Origin of the sequence: Xenorhabdus sp. PB30.3 (assembly GCF_963895965.1) — a bacterium.
Classification (GTDB): Bacteria; Pseudomonadota; Gammaproteobacteria; order Enterobacterales; family Enterobacteriaceae; genus Xenorhabdus; species Xenorhabdus stockiae.
In genome coordinates this window covers 1-18,744 of record NZ_CAWQMW010000184.1, presented here as the reverse complement: position 1 = coordinate 18,744, position 18,744 = coordinate 1, and the positions used below count along the sequence as shown (strand labels likewise).

Here is an 18,744-nt window from a genome sequence, read left to right as displayed (position 1 = left end):
AAGAAAACAGACAAGAAATATCACGTTTTCATTCATCACTATATGTTTAGATAATCTTATATTTGTTTAAATAAGATTCGTATGATTAAAACGGCGAATATATTCCCACAATAATAATAGTCCTTTATGACAAAAAGAAAATAAACGAATGGAATACGCTCAGAAATAACCGATAAACATTCTTAATTGTGACATAAATCACGATAATTAAAATAAAACTTATTTCAAAAGAGCCATAAATCGCTCAAAATTGTGGTCTTTACGAAATTATATCCATATGTTAGCGATACTTCACAGATATATAAGTCTGTTTTAGCTATTCTTTCTTTCGATATAGAAAAAAATAAATTGAAACTTTCGTTTACTGCTGGTCACTACTAAACAGTGGTGATTCGCTCATACTAAAAGTCATGTGGAGACAAACATGTTAAGTATATTCAGACCGGCGCCTCACAAAGCCCGGCTGCCTGCGCAAGAAATAGATCCACTCTATCGTCGCTTGCGCTGGCAAATTTTTATGGGGATTTTCTTTGGCTATGCTGCTTATTATTTTGTAAGGAAGAATTTTGCATTAGCATATCCAGACTTATATAAAGAAGGTTATACCTATCTTGAGCTTAGCTTCGCTGCATCCGCTGTTTCACTTGCATATGGCATCTCAAAATTCCTGATGGGTTCTATATCAGACCGCTCCAATCCGCGTGTCTTTTTACCTGTAGGGTTAATCCTTTCCGGCGCAGTGATGTTGTTTATGGGCTTTGTCCCTTGGGCAACTTCCAGCGTACTCATCATGTATTGCCTACTGTTTATCTGTGGCTGGTTTCAGGGTATGGGATGGCCTCCTTGCGGTCGTACCATGGTTCACTGGTGGTCACAAAAAGAGCGAGGCAAGATCGTATCTGTCTGGAATTGTGCTCATAACGTAGGTGGTGCTGTTCCTGCTCTATTATTAATACTAGGTATGTACTGGTTCGGTGACTGGAAAAGCGTATTCTACCTACCCGCTTTTGCCGCAATTATTATGGCAATCGTGGTTTATTTCCTAATGCGTGACACCCCTCAATCTTGTGGCTTACCACCAATTGAAGAGTACAAAAACGATTATTCGACTGACTATACGAAAAAAGATGAAAACGAACTAACAGCAAAACAGATCTTTTTACAATACGTTCTCCCGAACAAATTGTTATGGATGATCGCATTTGCCAACGTGTTTGTGTATCTGTTGCGCTACGGTATCCTCGACTGGTCTCCCGCCTATTTGCAAGCAGCGAAACATTTTACTATGGATAAATCTTCCTGGGCTTATGCTTTCTACGAATATGCGGGTATTCCTGGTACGCTACTGTGTGGTTGGATGTCTGACAAAATCTTTAAAGGTAACCGTGGTGCTACGGGAATATTCTTTATGATACTTGTTACCATTGCAACAATCGTATACTGGCTGAATCCAGCAGGTAATCCTGGTATTGATATGGCCTGCATGATCATTATCGGATTTCTAATTTACGGCCCTGTAATGCTTATCGGCTTACACGCCCTTGAACTAGCACCTAAAAAAGCGGCAGGTACTGCTGCAGGCTTTACTGGTTTATTTGGTTACCTGGGTGGTTCTGTTATCGGCAATATCGCCATTGGCTATGCTGTTGACCGCTTAGGTTGGAATGGCGCCTTCTATCTCCTGATTGGCGGTAGTATCATATCTGTTATCTTATTGATAATAGTAATGATAAGTGAAAAGAAACATAAACAAGAAATGGCTAAACAGGAAATAGTACATAATAGCTAACCAGCTATTTATTGAGTGAATTGCCGCTTCAGGCAGAATTATGTAAAAGTCGCCACAATACCATTTTGTTCTACTGTGGCGACGATAATATACAGCACAGCATTTCATCTAATATTCAATCAATAACTTTATATAAAAACCCATTTAGTCACCAACGAACACCTTCATTACCACAAGTGGAGAACCCCAATGCACACCCCTGTTAAAACAATTATGGCCGGTCTTCTGTTAGCTTCATCGATGTCAGGTATTGCGCATGCAGCGGATAAAATTGTTATCGCGCATCGAGGAGCAAGCGGCTACCTGCCTGAACATACCCTTCCTGCCAAAGCGATGGCTTTTGCTCAGGGTGCAGATTATCTTGAACAAGATCTGGTGATGACTAAGGATAATGAACTGGTCGTTCTGCATGACCATTATCTTGATCGCGTCACTGATGTCGCTGAGCGTTTTCCAAACCGAGCACGCGCTGATGGTCGTTACTATGCCATTGACTTTACCCTGCCAGAAATTAAGTCACTGAAATTTACTGAAGGGTTTGATATCAAGGATGGCAAAAAAGTACAAAGCTATCCCGGTCGTTTTCCAATGGGAAAATCAGATTTTCGCATCCACACTTTTCAGGAAGAGCTGGAATTTATTCAGGGTATGAACAAATCCACCGGAAAGAATGTCGGTATCTATCCTGAGATTAAAGCACCGTGGTTCCATCGTCAGGAAGGCAAAGACATCACCGCAAAAGTGTTGGAAGTGCTGAAACAATATGGTTACACCAAAAAGAGCGATAAAGTTTATCTGCAATGTTTTGATGCCAATGAGTTGAAACGTATTAAAAATGATCTGGAACCCAAATTGGGGATGGATCTGAAACTGGTGCAACTGATTGCTTACACCGACTGGAATGAAACCTACGAACAGAAAGCCGATGGAACATGGCATAACTACAGTTATGACTGGATGTTTAAACCGGGTGCCATGAAAGAAGTGGCAAAATATGCTGATGGTATTGGCCCGGATTACCACATGCTGGTCGCCAATGACTCTACACCAAACAACATTAAATTAACCGGTATGGTGAAAGAAGCTCACGCCAGCCATATGGTGGTACATCCGTATACTATCCGCATTGACCAGTTGCCAAAATATGCCACCAGCGGAAATCAATTGTTTGATATCGTCTTCGATAAAGCCAATGTCGATGGTGCATTCACCGATTTCCCTGATTTAGCGGTGAAATTCCTCGAAGAACATCACGAACATAAGTAATCGACCTTTTATTCATTTAATACCCCGCCGCAAGTGGCGGGGTATTAAATCAGGAAATGCCTACCGGAAAGGCTATAACCTCACTGATTCGCTCCGCGCCCAGAGCCAGCATAATCAGGCGATCAACCCCCAATGCCACACCGGCACATTCCGGCATACCATGAGCCAGAGCTTCAAGCAGATACTCATCTATCGGCTGTACAGGTAGCCCCATTGATTCACGTTTACGATTATCCTGTTCGAAGCGCAGACGCTGTTCTTTGCTGTCTGTCAGTTCACGGAAACCATTCGCCAGTTCCATGCCCTTGAAATACACTTCAAAGCGCTGAGCAACACGATGATCTTCTTTACTGATCTCTGCCAGTGCGGCCTGAGAGGCAGGGAAATGATAAATAAATGTCGGCTTTTCAATACCAATATGTGTTTCAACACCCATGGTAAAAAGCAGTTGCAGTAAGGTATCCCTGTCTTCTTCACGATCAGCAATATTGCTGAGATCGAGTTTTGCCGCTACTTCACGCAGTTTTTCTTTGCTCGCCGTCAGGGGGTCAATATCCAGGTAACGAATAAAAGCCTGCTGATAAGAAAGGGATTCGGCACTTTCGCAATCCAGAATTTGCTGTAACAGATCATCCACTTCATTCATCAAGCGGTACATATCATAATGTGGACGATACCATTCCAACATAGTGAACTCAGGATTATGATGGCGCCCTGCTTCTTCATTGCGGAAACTTTTTCCCATCTGATAAATGGAGCCACTGCCCGCAGCAAGTAGACGTTTCATGTGGTATTCGGGGCTGGTCATCAAGTACAGAGGAAGACCATCCGCTGCACCGGGGCCGACAAACCTTGTCTGAAAGGGAACCAGATGGACGTCTGTGACAGTCGCCTGACTCATGGCGGGTGTCTCAACCTCCAACACCCCACGATCTGCGAAAAAGCGCCGTATTTCTGCCAGAATTTCTGCCCTTTTCAATAAATTAGCGATAGGGGCTGTTGGCTGCCAATCCGCGATTTCGTTCATATTCCTGTGGCTCCAAAAGAAAACAAAACGCGCAGTTTACCCGCATCACGCTCGCCAGACAAATTATTACATTGAATCCCTTGTCGATGGTCTGCTATTTATCATTTATTTCTGAACGAGTTATAAAAATAACCCATCTATATAAAATTTTACCGAAGATAGATTAACTCTTTTCATAAACATTGTTATAAATAAATCTTAAACCTAAAGATAAATTTAAAAAACATTAATAATATAAAAAAGTGGCCTGCTTTTGCGGCCACTATATTTACACGCTGATTAGTTTCAGTCAGAAATGTAAATTATTCAATTAATGTCACGACTCGAAATTTACAATACACATCTAAATTAACTTTATCCGGTTTAATGTAATCAACACCGCCAACTGTTACCCGGCTGAGATATTTACCTGTATCAGCTTTCAATGCAATCATATTACAACCAACATCTTCAATCATAAAAATTGAATAAATGTCTACCGTTGGTTTAATAGATTCAATAAAATCACCATTTGAACGGGTTACTCTACTAAGATAAAGTTTATTATCTCCGATAAGAGCAATTTTATTAAGGTTATTTGGATCAGTATAAACAACGGTAAACCGACAATATTCATCTATAGATGATTTTACAGCCTCAATATATTGAATTCCATTTCTATCAACTCTACTTAAATAAAGATTGTTATCCGCTTGTAATGCGATAGTTATTTTTCTAAGCGCCATGATAGGCTCCTAATTATAAAATTGGTTTGTCACAAAAATATATCGCTATATATTACAACTTAAAATCAGGAACGAAATACAATACACCCGCCAAAAAACATACATCATTTAACTAAAATATAAAATAACAAAATATATAAACCACCAATTAATAACATAAAAAACAATTAATTATAGTTTTTTACAAACCCATACCTTCATTATAAATAGAGGGTATAAATTGCCAAAAGAATAGAAACGGCCTTCAAGTAAACATTAAAAAAATAAATAACTTACATTAAATAAAAATTCAAACTTCCTTATTTATTGATAAGAGACAGCGATATCGCGTTAATTTAATGAATTTAAGCCTCAAGATAAGAAAAATAATATCGATTAACTTAACAACACATTAATAAAAAATGTCCGGATGAATAGGAAACTTGTTTTAGATCAATTTTTCTTGATAACAATTCTGCCAAATCAGCGTTCATATCAAGTTTACTTCAGCCGCCATCCGTTATAATCATATCAGATAAAAAATAACAGACAGTGCTCCTAACTCGTTAAGGTACAAAAAATTTACTTACAACACTCAGTCGGACAAGAAAAAATACCTCTGCAAAGTAGCAAGGTCACAAATGACGAGTGATAACGCATTAGGCTTTCTGGCTGAATTTATTCATTTCACTTGAAACAATGGAGAAGCACAGTGCAAACCTTCAATGCTGATCTAGCAATTATCGGAGCCGGTGGCGCAGGTCTACGGGCCGCCATTGCTGCGGCTGAAGCCAATCCCCAACTCAAGATTGCCCTGATTTCGAAAGTGTACCCTATGCGCAGCCACACCGTCGCCGCAGAAGGTGGATCAGCCGCAGTCACTCAGTCTCATGATTCCTATGACTTTCATTTCAATGACACAGTATCCGGCGGAGACTGGCTGTGTGAGCAGGATGTGGTTGAGTATTTTGTCAAACACTGTCCGACTGAGATGACCCAGCTGGAGCAATGGGGTTGCCCGTGGAGCCGCAAAGAAGATGGCTCCGTGAATGTGCGTCGTTTCGGGGGTATGAAAATTGAACGTACGTGGTTTGCCGCGGATAAGACCGGCTTCCATATGCTGCATACACTGTTTCAGACCTCACTCAAGTATCCGCAAATTCAGCGTTTCGATGAGCATTTTGTCCTCGATATTCTGGTTGATGAAGGCCGTGCCCGTGGTCTGGTTGCCCTGAATATGATGGAAGGCAGTAAAGTTCAGATTCGCGCAAATGCAGTCATTATGGCTACCGGCGGTGCAGGCCGTGTTTATCGTTACAACACGAATGGCGGCATTGTCACCGGTGATGGCATGGGTATGGCTTTCCGGCATGGTGTTCCACTGCGCGATATGGAGTTTGTGCAATATCACCCAACCGGCCTGCCGGGTTCCGGCATTCTGATGACTGAAGGCTGTCGGGGTGAAGGCGGGATTCTGGTGAATAAAGATGGCTATCGCTATCTACAGGATTATGGCTTAGGGCCTGAAACACCACTCGGCCATCCTGAAAATAAATATATGGAGCTGGGACCACGCGATAAAGTTTCGCAGGCATTCTGGCATGAATGGCGGGCAGGACGAACTATTGCAACGCCGCGCGGTGACGTTGTACATCTGGATCTGCGTCATCTGGGTGAGAAGAAATTACTGGAGCGTCTACCATTCATCTGTGAACTGGCGAAAGCCTACGTTGGCGTTGATCCGGTCAAGGAGCCTATCCCTGTTCGTCCGACAGCGCACTACACTATGGGCGGAATCGAAACCAATCAACAATGTGAAACTCGTATCAAAGGGCTGTTTGCTATTGGTGAATGTTCTTCTGTCGGCCTGCATGGCGCAAACCGTCTTGGCTCTAATTCACTGGCAGAACTTGTCGTCTTTGGTCGTCTGGCGGGTGAGGAAGCGGCCAAGTGTGCTCAGGAAGCTCCTCCCGCCAATGAAAATACGCTGTCTGCACAGGTTCACGATATTGAGGCTAAACTCAATAAACTGCTGAATCAGCAGGGCGGAGAAAGCTGGGCCAAAATTCGGGATGAGCTAGGAACGGCAATGGAAGAAGGTTGTGGTATTTATCGCACCCCTGAATTGATGCAAAAGACGATTGATAAGATCGCAGAGCTGAAAGAGCGCTTCAGGCATATCCAAATCAGTGACCGCTCCAGTGTATTCAATACTGACCTTCTCTATACCATAGAACTGGGATTCGGGCTGGATGTGGCGGAATGTATGGCTCACTCCGCGATGAACCGCAAAGAATCCCGCGGTGCCCACCAGCGCCTTGATGAAGGCTGTACCGAACGTGATGATGAGAACTTCCTGAAACATACACTGGCTTTCTACAACCCTGAAGGCGCGCCACATCTGGAATACAGTGATGTGAAGATCACTAAATCCCAGCCCGCAAAACGGGTTTATGGTGGGGAAGCCGCTGCACAAGAGAAAAAACAGAAGGAGCAGGCGAATGACTGAGATGAAAAACCTGAAAATGGAAGTCATGCGCTATAACCCGGAAACCGATGATGCGCCTTATTTCACAACATACGACGTCCCTTATGATGACCAGACTTCGCTGTTGGATGCGTTAGGCTATATTAAGGATAATCTGGCTCCTGATCTGTCTTATCGCTGGTCCTGCCGCATGGCAATCTGCGGCTCCTGCGGCATGATGGTTAACCGCGTACCCAAACTGGCCTGTAAGACTTTTCTGCGCGACTATCAGCACGGGCTGAAAGTAGAAGCCTTAGGGAATTTCCCGATAGAGCGGGATTTGGTTGTGGATATGACTCACTTTATCGAAAGTCTGGAAGCCATCAAGCCCTACATTATCGGTAATGACCGTAAACCCTCCGATGGCCCGAATGTGCAAACTCCGGCACAGATGGCGAAGTATCATCAGTTCTCCGGTTGTATCAACTGTGGCCTATGCTACGCAGCCTGCCCTCAGTTCGGCCTGAATCCTGAGTTTATCGGCCCTGCTGCCGTCACGCTGGCACACCGCTATAACCTTGATAACCGTGATCATGGTAAGAAAGAGCGTATGCCACAAATCAACAGCGATAATGGTGTCTGGTCCTGTACTTTTGTCGGTTATTGTTCTGAAGTTTGCCCGAAACATGTCGATCCGGCAGGAGCAATTCAGCAAAGCAAGGCAGAAAGTGCAAAAGATTTCATTATCTCCATGCTGAAACCACAATAAGGGAGGTGAAAGTCATGACAACAAAACGTAAACCTTATACCCGTGGCATGGAGCCTAACTGGTGGCAAAAATTAGGTTTTTATCGTTTCTATATGCTGCGTGAAGGAACTTCTGTTCCTACTGTCTGGTTCAGTATTTTGGTGCTTTATGGGCTATTTGCCCTGAAAGCTGGCCCTGAAAGCTGGGGTGGTTTTGTCTCTTTTCTGCAAAACCCACTGGTATTGCTGATCAATATCATCACCTTGCTGGCAGCATTATTACATACCAAAACCTGGTTTGAACTGGCGCCCAAAGCACTCAATATCATTGTCAAAAATGAAAAAATGGCACCGGGACCCATTATCAAACTATTGTGGACTTTCACTATTATTGCGACTGCCGTGATCCTTGGCATAGCACTACTCTGACCCCAAGGAGGATCTGATGAATCAAGTACCAAAACGTTCCGATGAACCTATTTTCTGGGGGTTGTTTGGCGCTGGCGGTATGTGGAGTGCTATTGTCGGGCCAGTCATTATCCTGCTATTAGGCATTTTACTGCCATTAGGATTGGCTCCTGAGGCGCTCTCTTACGAACGTATTCTGACTTTCTGCCAGAGCTTTATTGGACGTGTTTTTTTATTGCTGATGATAAGTCTGCCACTCTGGTGCGGCTTACACCGCATTCATCATGCTATGCATGATCTGAAAATTCATGTTCCTGCTGGTAAATGGGTGTTTTATGGCGCTGCCGCAATTCTGACTGTTGTGGCTCTGATTGGTGTTTTTACGCTGTAGTTAACCCGAGCTTCGCTTAAAAGAAGTGAACTAAAGTGCCTGAGGCACGATTAAAGTTTTTGCTAAAGAAAACAAAATCGTGGAAATCCTCAGGCATGTATAATTTAGAATAACTTTATTGCTCCGTCGATGACTTTTGCCAAAAATTTATCCCTCTCTGGCATCAACAACTCATTGAGCGATTAACGAATTGGCAATGGTGCGTTAACAGCAACCAAGCCTTGGCGCTGCAATTCTAACCAGAAATCAGTTGGGACTTTAGCGGTTAATGCTGCTAAATCTTCAGCCATACGACCTAGACGACTTGAACCAGGGATAACCGCTGCTACTGCTGGGTTAGCTAGTGAAAACTGTAATGCAGCTGCTTTAACATCAACATTAAATTGCTTAGCAATTTGATAAATCTTCGCGACTTGTTGATGAATAGCTGGGGAAGATTTTTGATATTCAAAATGCGCGCCCCCTACCAATACGCCTGAGCTGTATGGGCCGCCAACAACGATATCAACATTATGCTCTAACGCTTCTGGCATCAGTCGTTGTAGTGCACGGCTGTGATCTAATAAGCTATAACGGCCTGCCAATAAGAATGCATCTGGTTTTGGCTCATCTAAGCCCAGTGTTAATTCACAAGGTTCAACGCGGTTAACACCTAGCCCCCAAGCTTTGATCACGCCTTCTTCACGCAGGCGGGTTAAGGCACGGAATGCACCAGTGCGTGCGGTGTTAAAATGCTCTAACCAACTATCTCCGTAAAAATCTTGTGAAGGATCGTGGATCCACACGATATCAATACGGTCTGTTTTCAAACGTTTCAGACTATCTTCAATAGAGCGCAGTGTCGCATCTTCAGAGTAGTCATTAAGAATTTTGTTTTTCAAACCGTGTTCAAAAAGACCGCCTTTTTCCCCGAAATCACGATTTGCAGGATCTTCCATCTCATCTAACATGATGCGACCCACTTTGGTACTCAACACATAATCATCACGTGAATATTGAGACAGGACTTCACCCATACGGATTTCAGATAAACCAGAACCGTACAGCGGCGCGGTATCAAAATAACGAACCCCTAGATTCCATACTTCGTGTACGATTGCAATCGCTTCGTCATCCGGAATTGCTCTAAACATGTTACCTAATGGCGCTCCGCCAAAACCAATTTGGCTAGGAAGTAATTTTCTAATACTCATATTGTAATTCCTTAATAAATTAGCTTGTTATCAGCAAAATGATGTTTCAGGAGAGTGAACCATCCTGTCATGGAGCATGATAGTAGGTTGATTTTTTATGACATGAAAGGACATAATTAGTCTAAGTTAAGACATTAAAGGCAATAACTATGATTGACCTGCGCCAACTCAGCTACTTCGTTGTTGTAGCAGAAGAGGAACATGTCGGGCGTGCAGCAAAGCGCCTACATATTTCACAATCCCCATTAAGCCGACAAATTTCTCAATTAGAAGAAAGACTCGGATTAATGTTGTTCGAACGAAGCCAGCAACGAATTCGCTTAACGTCTGATGGACAAACGTTTTTGACTGAAGCGCGCTCACTCCTTACTCACGCCAATCGCTTGGAGTCATTAGGCCGCCGCTTAGGTCGAGGAGAAGATGGTGGGCTGTGTGTCGGCTACATTGAAAATGCAATGCACTCAGGCATACTGCCAAGTTCATTAAGTGTGTTAAGGGATTCACACCCAGATGTTCATATTGCGTTGTATAACCAAACGCCAGAACGCCAGTTAGAAGGGCTGCGCCAACGGAGCCTTGATTTTGCGATGGTTGATACTCCACCAGAAGGAAAAGAGAGTGAATTAGAATATCAACAAGTATTGAATGACCGCATGTTAGTGGCGGTTCCTCATCATCACCCTTTAGCAACAAAAGAGCACATTATTCCTAATGATTTAACGGCACAACAATGGATCTCAGTCTTACACAACAATGATAATTCGCACTCACGGGATGATTTTGTTGCCGCCTGTGTGAAAGCAGGGTTTCGACCAGATATTCGTTTAGAAGCAGAAGAACCGTTAACGGCGTTAGGCCTTGTTGCCGCAGGCCTTGGCGTGACATTGATACAAAATAGTTTGCGCTATAACTTGCCTAAAGGGGCTATTTTACGCGAGGTGCCTTGGATGAATATTACCACCCAGCTTTGGGCTGTATGGCACAAAGCAAATTTACGTCCATTAGTTGTCTATTTTAGAGAGCTTTTAAATCAAATTGAGAATGAAAAAATAACGAGCTAATCGTTGTATAGAGCGCATATCGCATCTAAAAGTTAATATATTACTCATTTCAGTACGGTAATAATAAATTATTACCGTACTGTTTTTACTAAACGTTACAGCTCGTTTCTTAGAACTTATAAGAAACCGTCGCTTTATAAGCTCGGCCTTTCTCTTCCTGGCCTTTATAGGTATTCAGATAGTAAGACTGTTCGTTGTAACGCTTGTCGAAGATATTATCGATACCAAACAGGAATTCTGCGTTTTTAAATACGCCTGAGGTTGGTGCCCAGGAAATATGCATATCGCTGACGCCAAAGCCCGCTTTATGAATATTTACAACCTTGCCATCACCTGTCCCATTCGCATTTGTTGAGCGGACAAATCGGGAATTCCAGCCAAGTTCAATATCCGTTTTATCAAATAGATAGCTTCCACCAACAGTGAAAGAGTCACCAATGGACGGTGTAAACTCTAATCTTGAGTCAAACAACGCGCTACCCTGAACAATTTTGTTATTTGCTTTGGCGTAAGTCGCTCTTAAAGACCAGTTATCCAGTTTATATTTGGTCGCTAGTTCAAACCCTTCCAGTCTGGATTTAGGGATATTATTAAGCGAACTTTTTGCTAACGTGGTAGCCAGATTTTTGAAATTGGTCTGGAATACTTTCCCAGTTACAGTAAATGAGTCATTTTCAGCAAAAACAGACGGATAAATACCACCAACACCTGTTTCCAGATTGTAACCCGTTGTCGCTTTTAAGTTAGCATTATGGTTACTCGGGCCCATGCCGATCTCTTTACCCAATGGGCCTCTGAAGAGTTCAGTATAATTAGCAAACAACGTTGTTGATGCGCCCAGTTCGTATTTCAGACCCAACGCTTTTGAGAAATGAGCATAGGTTCTTTCAAAGGGCTCACTCTTTTTATTGATAGTATTGTATTTATAATGATCCCATCTTACGCCAGGAATGAAGTGGAAATCAGCAAACTGAATATCATCCTCTAAATAAACAGATGATGATTTTCCTGTTTCTACCACTTTGTTATATGTATTTCTTGCTGCCTCGGTATACGCCATTCTGGTATCGAAATACTCATAACCATAAGTGAAAGCATGGGCTAGCTGATAAGTATCAAAACTAGAAACGTTACGCGCTCTGATACCCTGAGTTTCGGTAATCGTGTCAAAGCCTTTGCCCGGACCACCGACTTCCTTCATATGATTGAAATTTTGTTCTGTGTGATAAGCAGAGATTTTCAGATCAATGAGGTCATTGCCAACCGGTACATATCGGTAAGCGATATTATAAGTATCACGCTCTGAAGCGTATTTCCCTTTCTTCCCTTTATTCACATCCGGGCCGAAATTCAATCTGTAGTTGGTATCTGCATCATTCTGATAATGCTCTTTTGAGACATTGATATACTGCTCATCAGTCAGATTGAATTTAGCTTTTAATAAATAGTTGATCAGTTTCCCATCGGTAGGAATGGATTCTTGCCCCGCTTTATCTCTGCCTGTTTTAGCATCACTCATATTGCGATGGTTAAAGTAACCCAATAAATCTACAGCACCGACTCTTCCATAAGCTGCCAAAGACTGTTGGAATTCAGAGCCATTACTGACATAACTTAATTTTCCTTTTGCACCAAATAAACGACCCGGAGCTAATAAATCACCAGCATCAACAGTTTCAAATTTTAATGAACCAACTAATGCTCCGGTATCATAGGTAATACTGTTCGTACCCACATTGATATCAATTTGCTTGAGCATTTCAGGATCAATGCCATAGTTCCCTGCATGGTGGAAGTGATAGCCTTCCTGTCTTGCACCATCAACCGTCACGTTGACAAATTGATCATCCATGCCACGGATTTTAAAGCGCTGCCCTAAAGCGCTAGGGTGCCCGGCTTGTACGCCCGGCACATTCTTTAATACTTCACCGACACTTTGTGCCTGTCTAACTTTAATTTCGTTGCTGCTGACTTTTCCACTGTCCTGTTCTGCACTGTTACCCGCAATAACAACGAGTGTATCGCCTGTTGAGGCTGATTTTCTGGTTGATTCTTCGGTATGTGCCACTGCGTTAGTAGAAATAGCGATTGTCAACATAGATGCTGACATCAAAGGAACACACAAACCACTTTTAGCCATGCTTGCGTAAATTTTGGTAGTTTTAGACATTTATTTTTTAGTTAAAATATTATTGAGAAGCATTATTATTTACATTCACAAAAGAAATGTAAATAACATTAAGTGATTATCGTCAGATTTTACTACCTGGATTAGGTGGGGAGGTGCTATCCAGCACCACGATACTAAGCAGCAGAGGCTGATTCCACAAAAGCAGATTTACTAGAGGGGTATAAATTTAGAGTCAATTTATACCCATTTGATTTTTCAAATAACCAGACTATTCAATGTTCGCCAGAATACTTTCTGCATCCTGATAATCACCTTCCTGAGCACGGAATGTGATTTTCCCTGAGCGATGTGCATTTATCTGTACTTCCATTTTCATGGCTTCCATGATGGCAATCACCTCTCCTTCACTGACTTGCTCTCCCTCCCCTACTAGCCACGAATGCAGAATACCGGATATAGGTGCTTTTACCTGATGAGGATCTTCCGGTATTTGTTGGACTACTGGCGAAGAAGATTGTGGCTCACCAGCAGGCACTAAAGGCGTTAATCCTGCCAATAAATCTGCTGGTAATCCCATTTCATGCCGACGACCATCAATCTCAATAAATGTACGGATAATGCCTTTACTTTCAGCCAGATCCTGGCGGGGTAAAGCTGCCAGTTGATTGGCAAATTCTGTCTCAATCCAACGGGTATGAACGTTGAAAGTATCCTCTGATACAAAATCAGAGTGTTCAATCACCGCCTGATGAAAAGGTAAAACTGATGCTACGCCACTGATTTTAAATTCTCGTAATGCCCGACGTGCACGAGCAAGAGCCTGTTCACGCGTTGCTCCTGTGACAATCAGTTTTGCCATCAATGAATCAAAGGTTGTCGGAATGACAGAGCCATTGGTGACACCTGAATCTAAACGAAGACCGGGACCAGAAGGTGGAGTAAATTCAGTAAGAGCGCCAGATGCAGGCAAAAAGCCTTTTCCGGCATCTTCCGCATTGATGCGAAACTCAAACGAATGCCCGCGAGAAATAGGGGTTTCCTTAATGCTTAATGGGTAGCCTTCTGCGATTCTCAGTTGCTCAATAACTAAATCAATTCCGGTTGTTTCTTCCGTCACAGGATGCTCAACCTGTAAACGGGTATTCACTTCCAGAAAGGAGAGTGTTCCATCAACACTCAGCAAAAATTCAACCGTTCCTGCTCCGACGTAATTAGCCTCTGCACAAATCGCTTTTGCCGACTGATGAATGCGTTCCCGTTGTTGCTGAGTCAAAAAAGGGGCCGGGGCTTCTTCTATCAGTTTCTGATTCCGACGCTGCAAGGAGCAGTCACGGGTTCCCAACACAACCACATTTCCGTGTTTATCAGCGATTATTTGTGCCTCGATATGGCGGGGCTTATCCAGAAATTGTTCAATAAAACATTCGCCACGGCCAAATGCAGCTGTCGCCTCACGTACCGCAGAGTGATACAACTCCTCAACTTCATCATGCCGCCATGCTACTTTTAACCCACGGCCCCCGCCGCCAAATGCAGCTTTAATCGCTATCGGTAAACCATGCTTTTCAGCAAAAGTGATAACTTCCTGCGCATTTTTAACCGGCTCTGTCGTTCCCATGACTAATGGTGCTCCAACTTTCTGAGCAATTTGGCGGGCTTTAACTTTATTCCCCAATTCATCAATCGTATCGGGTTCCGGGCCAATCCAAATTAAACCGGCTTCAATAACAGCGCGGGCAAATTCAGCCCGTTCAGATAAAAAACCATAGCCGGGATGTACCATCGTAGCCTGCGCTTGCTTTGCAATATCCAACAAACGAGGAATATTAAGATAGGTTTCTGCCGGGCTATTCCCTGCCAGTGAATAGGCTTCATCCGCCAGTTGCACATGCAACGCGTTGACATCTGTATCAGCATAAACAGTAATAGTCCGTATACCATAATCACGACAGGCACGAATAATACGAACGGCAATCTCCCCACGATTCGCGATTAAGACTTTTTTTGCGGTTTTATTTTTCTTTGTGGTTTTATTAATGCGGTGCACAGTGGTATTCATTGCAGCTCTTCACTCCCCTGAATGTCATGAAACTGATTGATGGGATTAAATCTAATTTTGGCATTGATCGGGATCTGGCCAGCAAGATCAAGATGATAATCAGCCACCGAAGCAATAACGGGGTATCCACCTGTCACCGGATGATCCGCCAGAAAGAGAACGGGTTGCCCGCTGGCGGGAATTTGTATCGCACCAAAACAGGTTCCTTCGCTTGGCAGCTCTTCATCCTTAATTCGAGACAACGGGCAATCGCCCTTTAATCTCAAACCAATCCGGTTCGATTGTGGCGTAACCTGCCAGATTTGATTTCGTAATAACTCGATAGATTCCTGAGTGAACCAGTCAGTTCTGGGACCGAAAAATATATCCAGTACAACAATCTCATCTTTATTGGGCATCACGAATTCTGGGGTTTCTAAAACAGACACCGCTGAGCAATGCGAAGTCCCACCTATCGCTAAATTATCACCCGCCTTTAACGGAGCAGGGCCAATATTAGACAAAGTGTCAAATGAGCAGCTGGATAGCACCTCCAGAACAATAAAACCACCTCGGACTGCCAAGTAAGAGCGCATTCCTGCATGTGGAACACCCAATATAATTTCATCACCATCATTTAAATCAATGGGTTGATAAGTGCTTACATGAAGCGGCTTTCCTTGTGGGGTTTTGATTTGAATCGGGCATAAAGCACCGGTTACTGAAATGACTGTTTGCCCACGGGCAATGGCTTGAAATCCTCCCTGCGTAATTTCCAGACAGGCTTTATCAGAAGGATTACCCACTATGCGATTTGCACTGCGTAAAGCACTTTTATCCATCGCACCTGATGCAGATATTCCCAGCCCTGATTTACCCAAACGGCCTAAATCCTGAAATAGCGCCTGTAATCCTGCGGACTTAATTTCTAAAATACTGGCGCTATCAACCAGAACAAGCGAATCAACAACGGGAGTTGCAGGTAAACTGACTGTTACTGTGGAGTGTTCTACATTACGGAATCGGATACGATAACCGGGCTGCAATAACGCGGGCTCAATCCGGGATAAATCCCATATTCGTTCAGATGTCGTACCAATGAGTTGCCATCCTCCGGGGCTTGCCTGTGGGTAAATACCACTAAATTCTCCCGCCAGAGCAACTGAACCTGCCGGAATACGGGTTCTGGGCGTTTTACGACGAGGAATATTCCAGGAGATGGTTTCAGAGATCATGTAGGCAAATCCGGGCGCAAACCCGGTAAATGCAACGATATATTCATTATCCGTATGTTGTTGGATAACATCCTGTACCGAGATTCCGAGTATCTCCGCAACTTCCTCTAAATCTTCTCCATTGTAGCGCACCGGAATTTCAATCTGTTTTCCTTGTATATGCGAGGATTTTTGCAGATCCCGCCGTTGAATTTCTGTCACCAGTTGCTGGGCTGAAATCGTCAGAGGGTGAAAACGAATCATCACCGTTCTCGCTGCTGGGATTATCTCTTCAATTCCTGAGATTGGTTCAGCATTCAGAGAATCAAATAACGCCAGAGTTTCAGGCAAGTCACTAAGCTCAACCATGATGGTATGAAAATTAACAGGTAAAAAACGCACAGTTATCTCCTGACAATATCGACCATTCTGATTAAGAATGAATAAATGAGCGGACAATAATTCCTGCCTGTTGCAAAATGGCTTTTACCTGTTTAGCCATTTCCAGCGCACCGAAACTATCTCCATGCACACAAATAGAATCCGCCTGAATGGGGGTAAATTTGCCATCAATGGATTCCACTCCACCTTCTGTCACTAGCTGCAACATACGTTGTGCAACAAGAGTGGCATCATGCAATACAGCTCCGGTTTCACGCCGCGAAACCAGTTCTCCTTTTGCTGTATAAGCACGATCAGCAAAAGCTTCCGCAATGGTTCTCAGACCTTTTTCCTGCGCTAGCCTCAGAATATTTGAGCCAGCCAGCCCCACTAAGGCGAGGCCGGAATCTACGGCCAAAATACCGTCAATGACTGCAAGTGCCTGACGTTCATCATTAGCTATCGTGTTATAGAGTGCGCCATGTGGCTTTACATAATTAACCTCCGTTCCTATAGAGGCAGCAAGCCCTTGCAGGGCACCGATCTGATAAATGACATCCGCGGTGAGTTCGTGACTGGCGAGGTCCATATTACGTCGGCCAAAACCAACCAAATCTGGATAAGAGACATGAGCACCAATAACAACCTGATTTTCCTTAGCTAATTTCAGCGTTTTCAGGATCCCAGCCGGATCTCCGGCGTGAAAACCACAGGCAATATTGGCACTACTAACAATGCCCAATATGGCTTCATCATTACCCATCCTCCACTGACCAAAGCTCTCACCAAGATCGCTATTTAAATCTATTGTTTTCATCATAGTTGTTAAACCATAATTATAAAATTGTTGAACAATAGATAATTTCTGATGAGTAAATAATCAACTAAATTCGCTTATTATTGTGCAAAAATACAACAGCGATCACTCTATTCAAATTAACGGGAAAATTATCAGTTCAAAATAGAGCTGATTTTTATCTCAAGATTGCAGAAGATAAGCAGGAAAATAGCCGCGGCTTGCTGGTTATCCGGGAATATGTGAAGATTAAGTTTTGAACACAGAAGACACTTTTCTCAGCGATAGCCCAACGGATGACTATGAAAATAGAGAGCTCTCCCCAAATTTTGAGTAAAAAAATTGCAGAAGTAATAAGAAATAAGCTAGTGATCGGAGAATTATTACCCGGACAACGCTTATCTGAAGCAGCTCTCAGTGAACAACTCCAAATTTCCCGCAATACCTTACGGGAAGTGTTCCGTACTCTTACGCAAGAAGGTTTACTAAAACACCAGCCTAATCGGGGAGTGTTTGTAGCAATACCTGATATCGCATCCATTATTGATATTTATCGGGTTCGCAGGCTGATTGAATGTCAGGCTCTTGCACAAGCATATCCCATGCACCCTAGCGTAAATAAAATGCAAGAAGCCGTCATCAGTGCCAGTCAATACAGAAATAAGCAGGAATGGGTTGGTGTAGGCACGGCCAATATGCGTTTTCACGCCGCGATTGTAGAATTGGCCGACAGTGAAAGATTAATGACCTTCTACCGGAATATTTCAGCCGAACTCCGTTTAGCATTTGGGCTTTTAAATGATCCAGAGCTGTTGTATGCGCCCTATGTCGATAAGAATAAACATATTCTGGAGCTATTAAATTCAGGCCAAACAGAATTAGCAGCACAAAAAATGGAAGATTATTTAAATCTATCAGAACGAACTGTATTAGCCGCTTACTCTCGTATAAATAACGAGCAATAAATAAAAAAATAAACGCAAAAAAGCCATCCGATGAAGGATGGCTTCTCTGACAAAGTGATGTCTGGCAGTTCCCTACTCTCACATGGGGAGACCCCACACTACCATCGGCGCTACGGCGTTTCACTGCTGAGTTCGGCATGGGGTCAGGTGGGACCACCGCGCTATT

Annotated in this window: 15 protein-coding genes and 1 rRNA gene; 8 read left to right on the top strand and 8 right to left on the bottom strand. The window is 43.2% G+C overall.

Annotated elements, in window-relative coordinates; all coding sequences use genetic code 11:
• Positions 1-424: 424 nt before the first annotated feature.
• Positions 425-1,789, top strand: coding sequence for a glycerol-3-phosphate transporter (glpT, locus tag AACX38_RS19350; protein WP_228865266.1), 1,365 nt, complete (start codon positions 425-427; stop codon positions 1,787-1,789).
• A 189-nt stretch (positions 1,790-1,978) separates the two neighbouring features.
• A complete protein-coding gene (gene glpQ / locus AACX38_RS19345; RefSeq protein WP_099122763.1) occupies positions 1,979-3,055 on the top strand; it encodes a glycerophosphodiester phosphodiesterase in 1,077 nt (358 codons plus the stop codon).
• A gap of 49 nt (positions 3,056-3,104) precedes the next feature.
• Here glpQ and epmA read toward each other — a convergent pair whose 3' ends face one another.
• On the bottom strand, positions 3,105-4,082 hold the full coding sequence (epmA, locus tag AACX38_RS19340; protein WP_099122762.1) for an elongation factor P--(R)-beta-lysine ligase: 978 nt from the start codon (positions 4,080-4,082) through the stop codon (positions 3,105-3,107).
• A gap of 302 nt (positions 4,083-4,384) precedes the next feature.
• Positions 4,385-4,807, bottom strand: coding sequence for a fascin domain-containing protein (locus tag AACX38_RS19335; RefSeq protein WP_099122761.1), 423 nt, complete (start codon positions 4,805-4,807; stop codon positions 4,385-4,387).
• Between the two features lie 691 nt (positions 4,808-5,498).
• On the opposite strand from AACX38_RS19335, the gene frdA reads away from it, so the two are divergent.
• From frdA to frdD, 4 genes are read left to right on the top strand one after another with little or no spacing between them, the layout of a single operon-like run.
• Positions 5,499-7,295, top strand: a complete 1,797-nt coding sequence (gene frdA, locus AACX38_RS19330; protein WP_228865265.1) for a fumarate reductase (quinol) flavoprotein subunit — start codon at positions 5,499-5,501, stop codon at positions 7,293-7,295.
• The gene (locus AACX38_RS19325; RefSeq protein ID WP_099122759.1) at positions 7,288-8,022 is read left to right on the top strand and encodes a succinate dehydrogenase/fumarate reductase iron-sulfur subunit; all 735 of its coding nucleotides are present in this window, start codon (positions 7,288-7,290) and stop codon (positions 8,020-8,022) included. The genes frdA and AACX38_RS19325 overlap by 8 nt, the downstream gene beginning before the upstream one ends.
• A gap of 14 nt (positions 8,023-8,036) precedes the next feature.
• On the top strand, positions 8,037-8,429 hold the full coding sequence (gene frdC, locus AACX38_RS19320; RefSeq protein WP_099122758.1) for a fumarate reductase subunit FrdC: 393 nt from the start codon (positions 8,037-8,039) through the stop codon (positions 8,427-8,429).
• A gap of 13 nt (positions 8,430-8,442) precedes the next feature.
• Positions 8,443-8,799 (top strand): fumarate reductase subunit FrdD, encoded by a 357-nt coding sequence (frdD, locus tag AACX38_RS19315; RefSeq protein ID WP_193757247.1) that lies wholly within the window; start codon positions 8,443-8,445, stop codon positions 8,797-8,799.
• A 182-nt stretch (positions 8,800-8,981) separates the two neighbouring features.
• On the opposite strand, the gene AACX38_RS19310 is transcribed toward frdD, so the two are convergent.
• A complete protein-coding gene (locus AACX38_RS19310; protein WP_228865264.1) occupies positions 8,982-9,992 on the bottom strand; it encodes an aldo/keto reductase in 1,011 nt (336 codons plus the stop codon).
• Positions 9,993-10,141: 149 nt separating this feature from the next.
• Between AACX38_RS19310 and AACX38_RS19305 the strand changes: the two genes are divergently transcribed.
• A complete protein-coding gene (locus AACX38_RS19305) occupies positions 10,142-11,053 on the top strand; it encodes a LysR substrate-binding domain-containing protein (RefSeq protein ID WP_228865263.1) in 912 nt (303 codons plus the stop codon).
• A 109-nt stretch (positions 11,054-11,162) separates the two neighbouring features.
• Here AACX38_RS19305 and AACX38_RS19300 read toward each other — a convergent pair whose 3' ends face one another.
• From AACX38_RS19300 to AACX38_RS19285, 4 genes are all read right to left on the bottom strand, one after another.
• Entirely contained in the window at positions 11,163-13,223 is a 2,061-nt protein-coding gene (locus tag AACX38_RS19300) for a TonB-dependent receptor domain-containing protein (RefSeq protein WP_228865261.1), read from the bottom strand.
• A gap of 229 nt (positions 13,224-13,452) precedes the next feature.
• Entirely contained in the window at positions 13,453-15,243 is a 1,791-nt protein-coding gene (locus AACX38_RS19295; RefSeq protein ID WP_228865260.1) for an ATP-binding protein, read from the bottom strand.
• Positions 15,240-16,838, bottom strand: coding sequence for a 5-oxoprolinase subunit B/C family protein (locus AACX38_RS19290; protein ID WP_228865259.1), 1,599 nt, complete (start codon positions 16,836-16,838; stop codon positions 15,240-15,242). The genes AACX38_RS19295 and AACX38_RS19290 overlap by 4 nt, the downstream gene beginning before the upstream one ends.
• Before the next feature lie 31 nt (positions 16,839-16,869).
• Complete coding sequence (locus tag AACX38_RS19285) at positions 16,870-17,637, bottom strand: LamB/YcsF family protein (RefSeq protein WP_228865258.1); 768 nt, start codon at positions 17,635-17,637, stop codon at positions 16,870-16,872.
• Positions 17,638-17,915: 278 nt separating this feature from the next.
• Here AACX38_RS19285 and AACX38_RS19280 point away from each other — a divergent pair, with 278 nt between their 5' ends.
• The gene (locus tag AACX38_RS19280; RefSeq protein ID WP_228865256.1) at positions 17,916-18,578 is read left to right on the top strand and encodes a GntR family transcriptional regulator; all 663 of its coding nucleotides are present in this window, start codon (positions 17,916-17,918) and stop codon (positions 18,576-18,578) included.
• Between the two features lie 59 nt (positions 18,579-18,637).
• Here AACX38_RS19280 and rrf read toward each other — a convergent pair.
• Positions 18,638-18,744: ribosomal RNA gene (gene rrf / locus AACX38_RS19275) — 5S ribosomal RNA — on the bottom strand; the annotation flags it as partial.

Bases quoted from the DNA above. Each gene is read 5' to 3' on its own strand.
- frdC (WP_099122758.1), top strand. From the start codon at position 8,037: ATGACAACAAAACGTAAACCTTATACCCGTGGCATGGAGCCTAACTGG.
- epmA (WP_099122762.1), bottom strand. From the start codon at position 4,082: ATGAACGAAATCGCGGATTGGCAGCCAACAGCCCCTATCGCTAATTTA.
- AACX38_RS19335 (WP_099122761.1), bottom strand. From the start codon at position 4,807: ATGGCGCTTAGAAAAATAACTATCGCATTACAAGCGGATAACAATCTT.
- AACX38_RS19305 (WP_228865263.1), top strand. From the start codon at position 10,142: ATGATTGACCTGCGCCAACTCAGCTACTTCGTTGTTGTAGCAGAAGAG.
- AACX38_RS19285 (WP_228865258.1), bottom strand. From the start codon at position 17,637: ATGATGAAAACAATAGATTTAAATAGCGATCTTGGTGAGAGCTTTGGT.
- AACX38_RS19310 (WP_228865264.1), bottom strand. From the start codon at position 9,992: ATGAGTATTAGAAAATTACTTCCTAGCCAAATTGGTTTTGGCGGAGCG.
- glpT (WP_228865266.1), top strand. From the start codon at position 425: ATGTTAAGTATATTCAGACCGGCGCCTCACAAAGCCCGGCTGCCTGCG.
- AACX38_RS19295 (WP_228865260.1), bottom strand. From the start codon at position 15,243: ATGAATACCACTGTGCACCGCATTAATAAAACCACAAAGAAAAATAAA.
- AACX38_RS19325 (WP_099122759.1), top strand. From the start codon at position 7,288: ATGACTGAGATGAAAAACCTGAAAATGGAAGTCATGCGCTATAACCCG.
- AACX38_RS19300 (WP_228865261.1), bottom strand. From the start codon at position 13,223: ATGTCTAAAACTACCAAAATTTACGCAAGCATGGCTAAAAGTGGTTTG.
- AACX38_RS19280 (WP_228865256.1), top strand. From the start codon at position 17,916: ATGAAAATAGAGAGCTCTCCCCAAATTTTGAGTAAAAAAATTGCAGAA.
- glpQ (WP_099122763.1), top strand. From the start codon at position 1,979: ATGCACACCCCTGTTAAAACAATTATGGCCGGTCTTCTGTTAGCTTCA.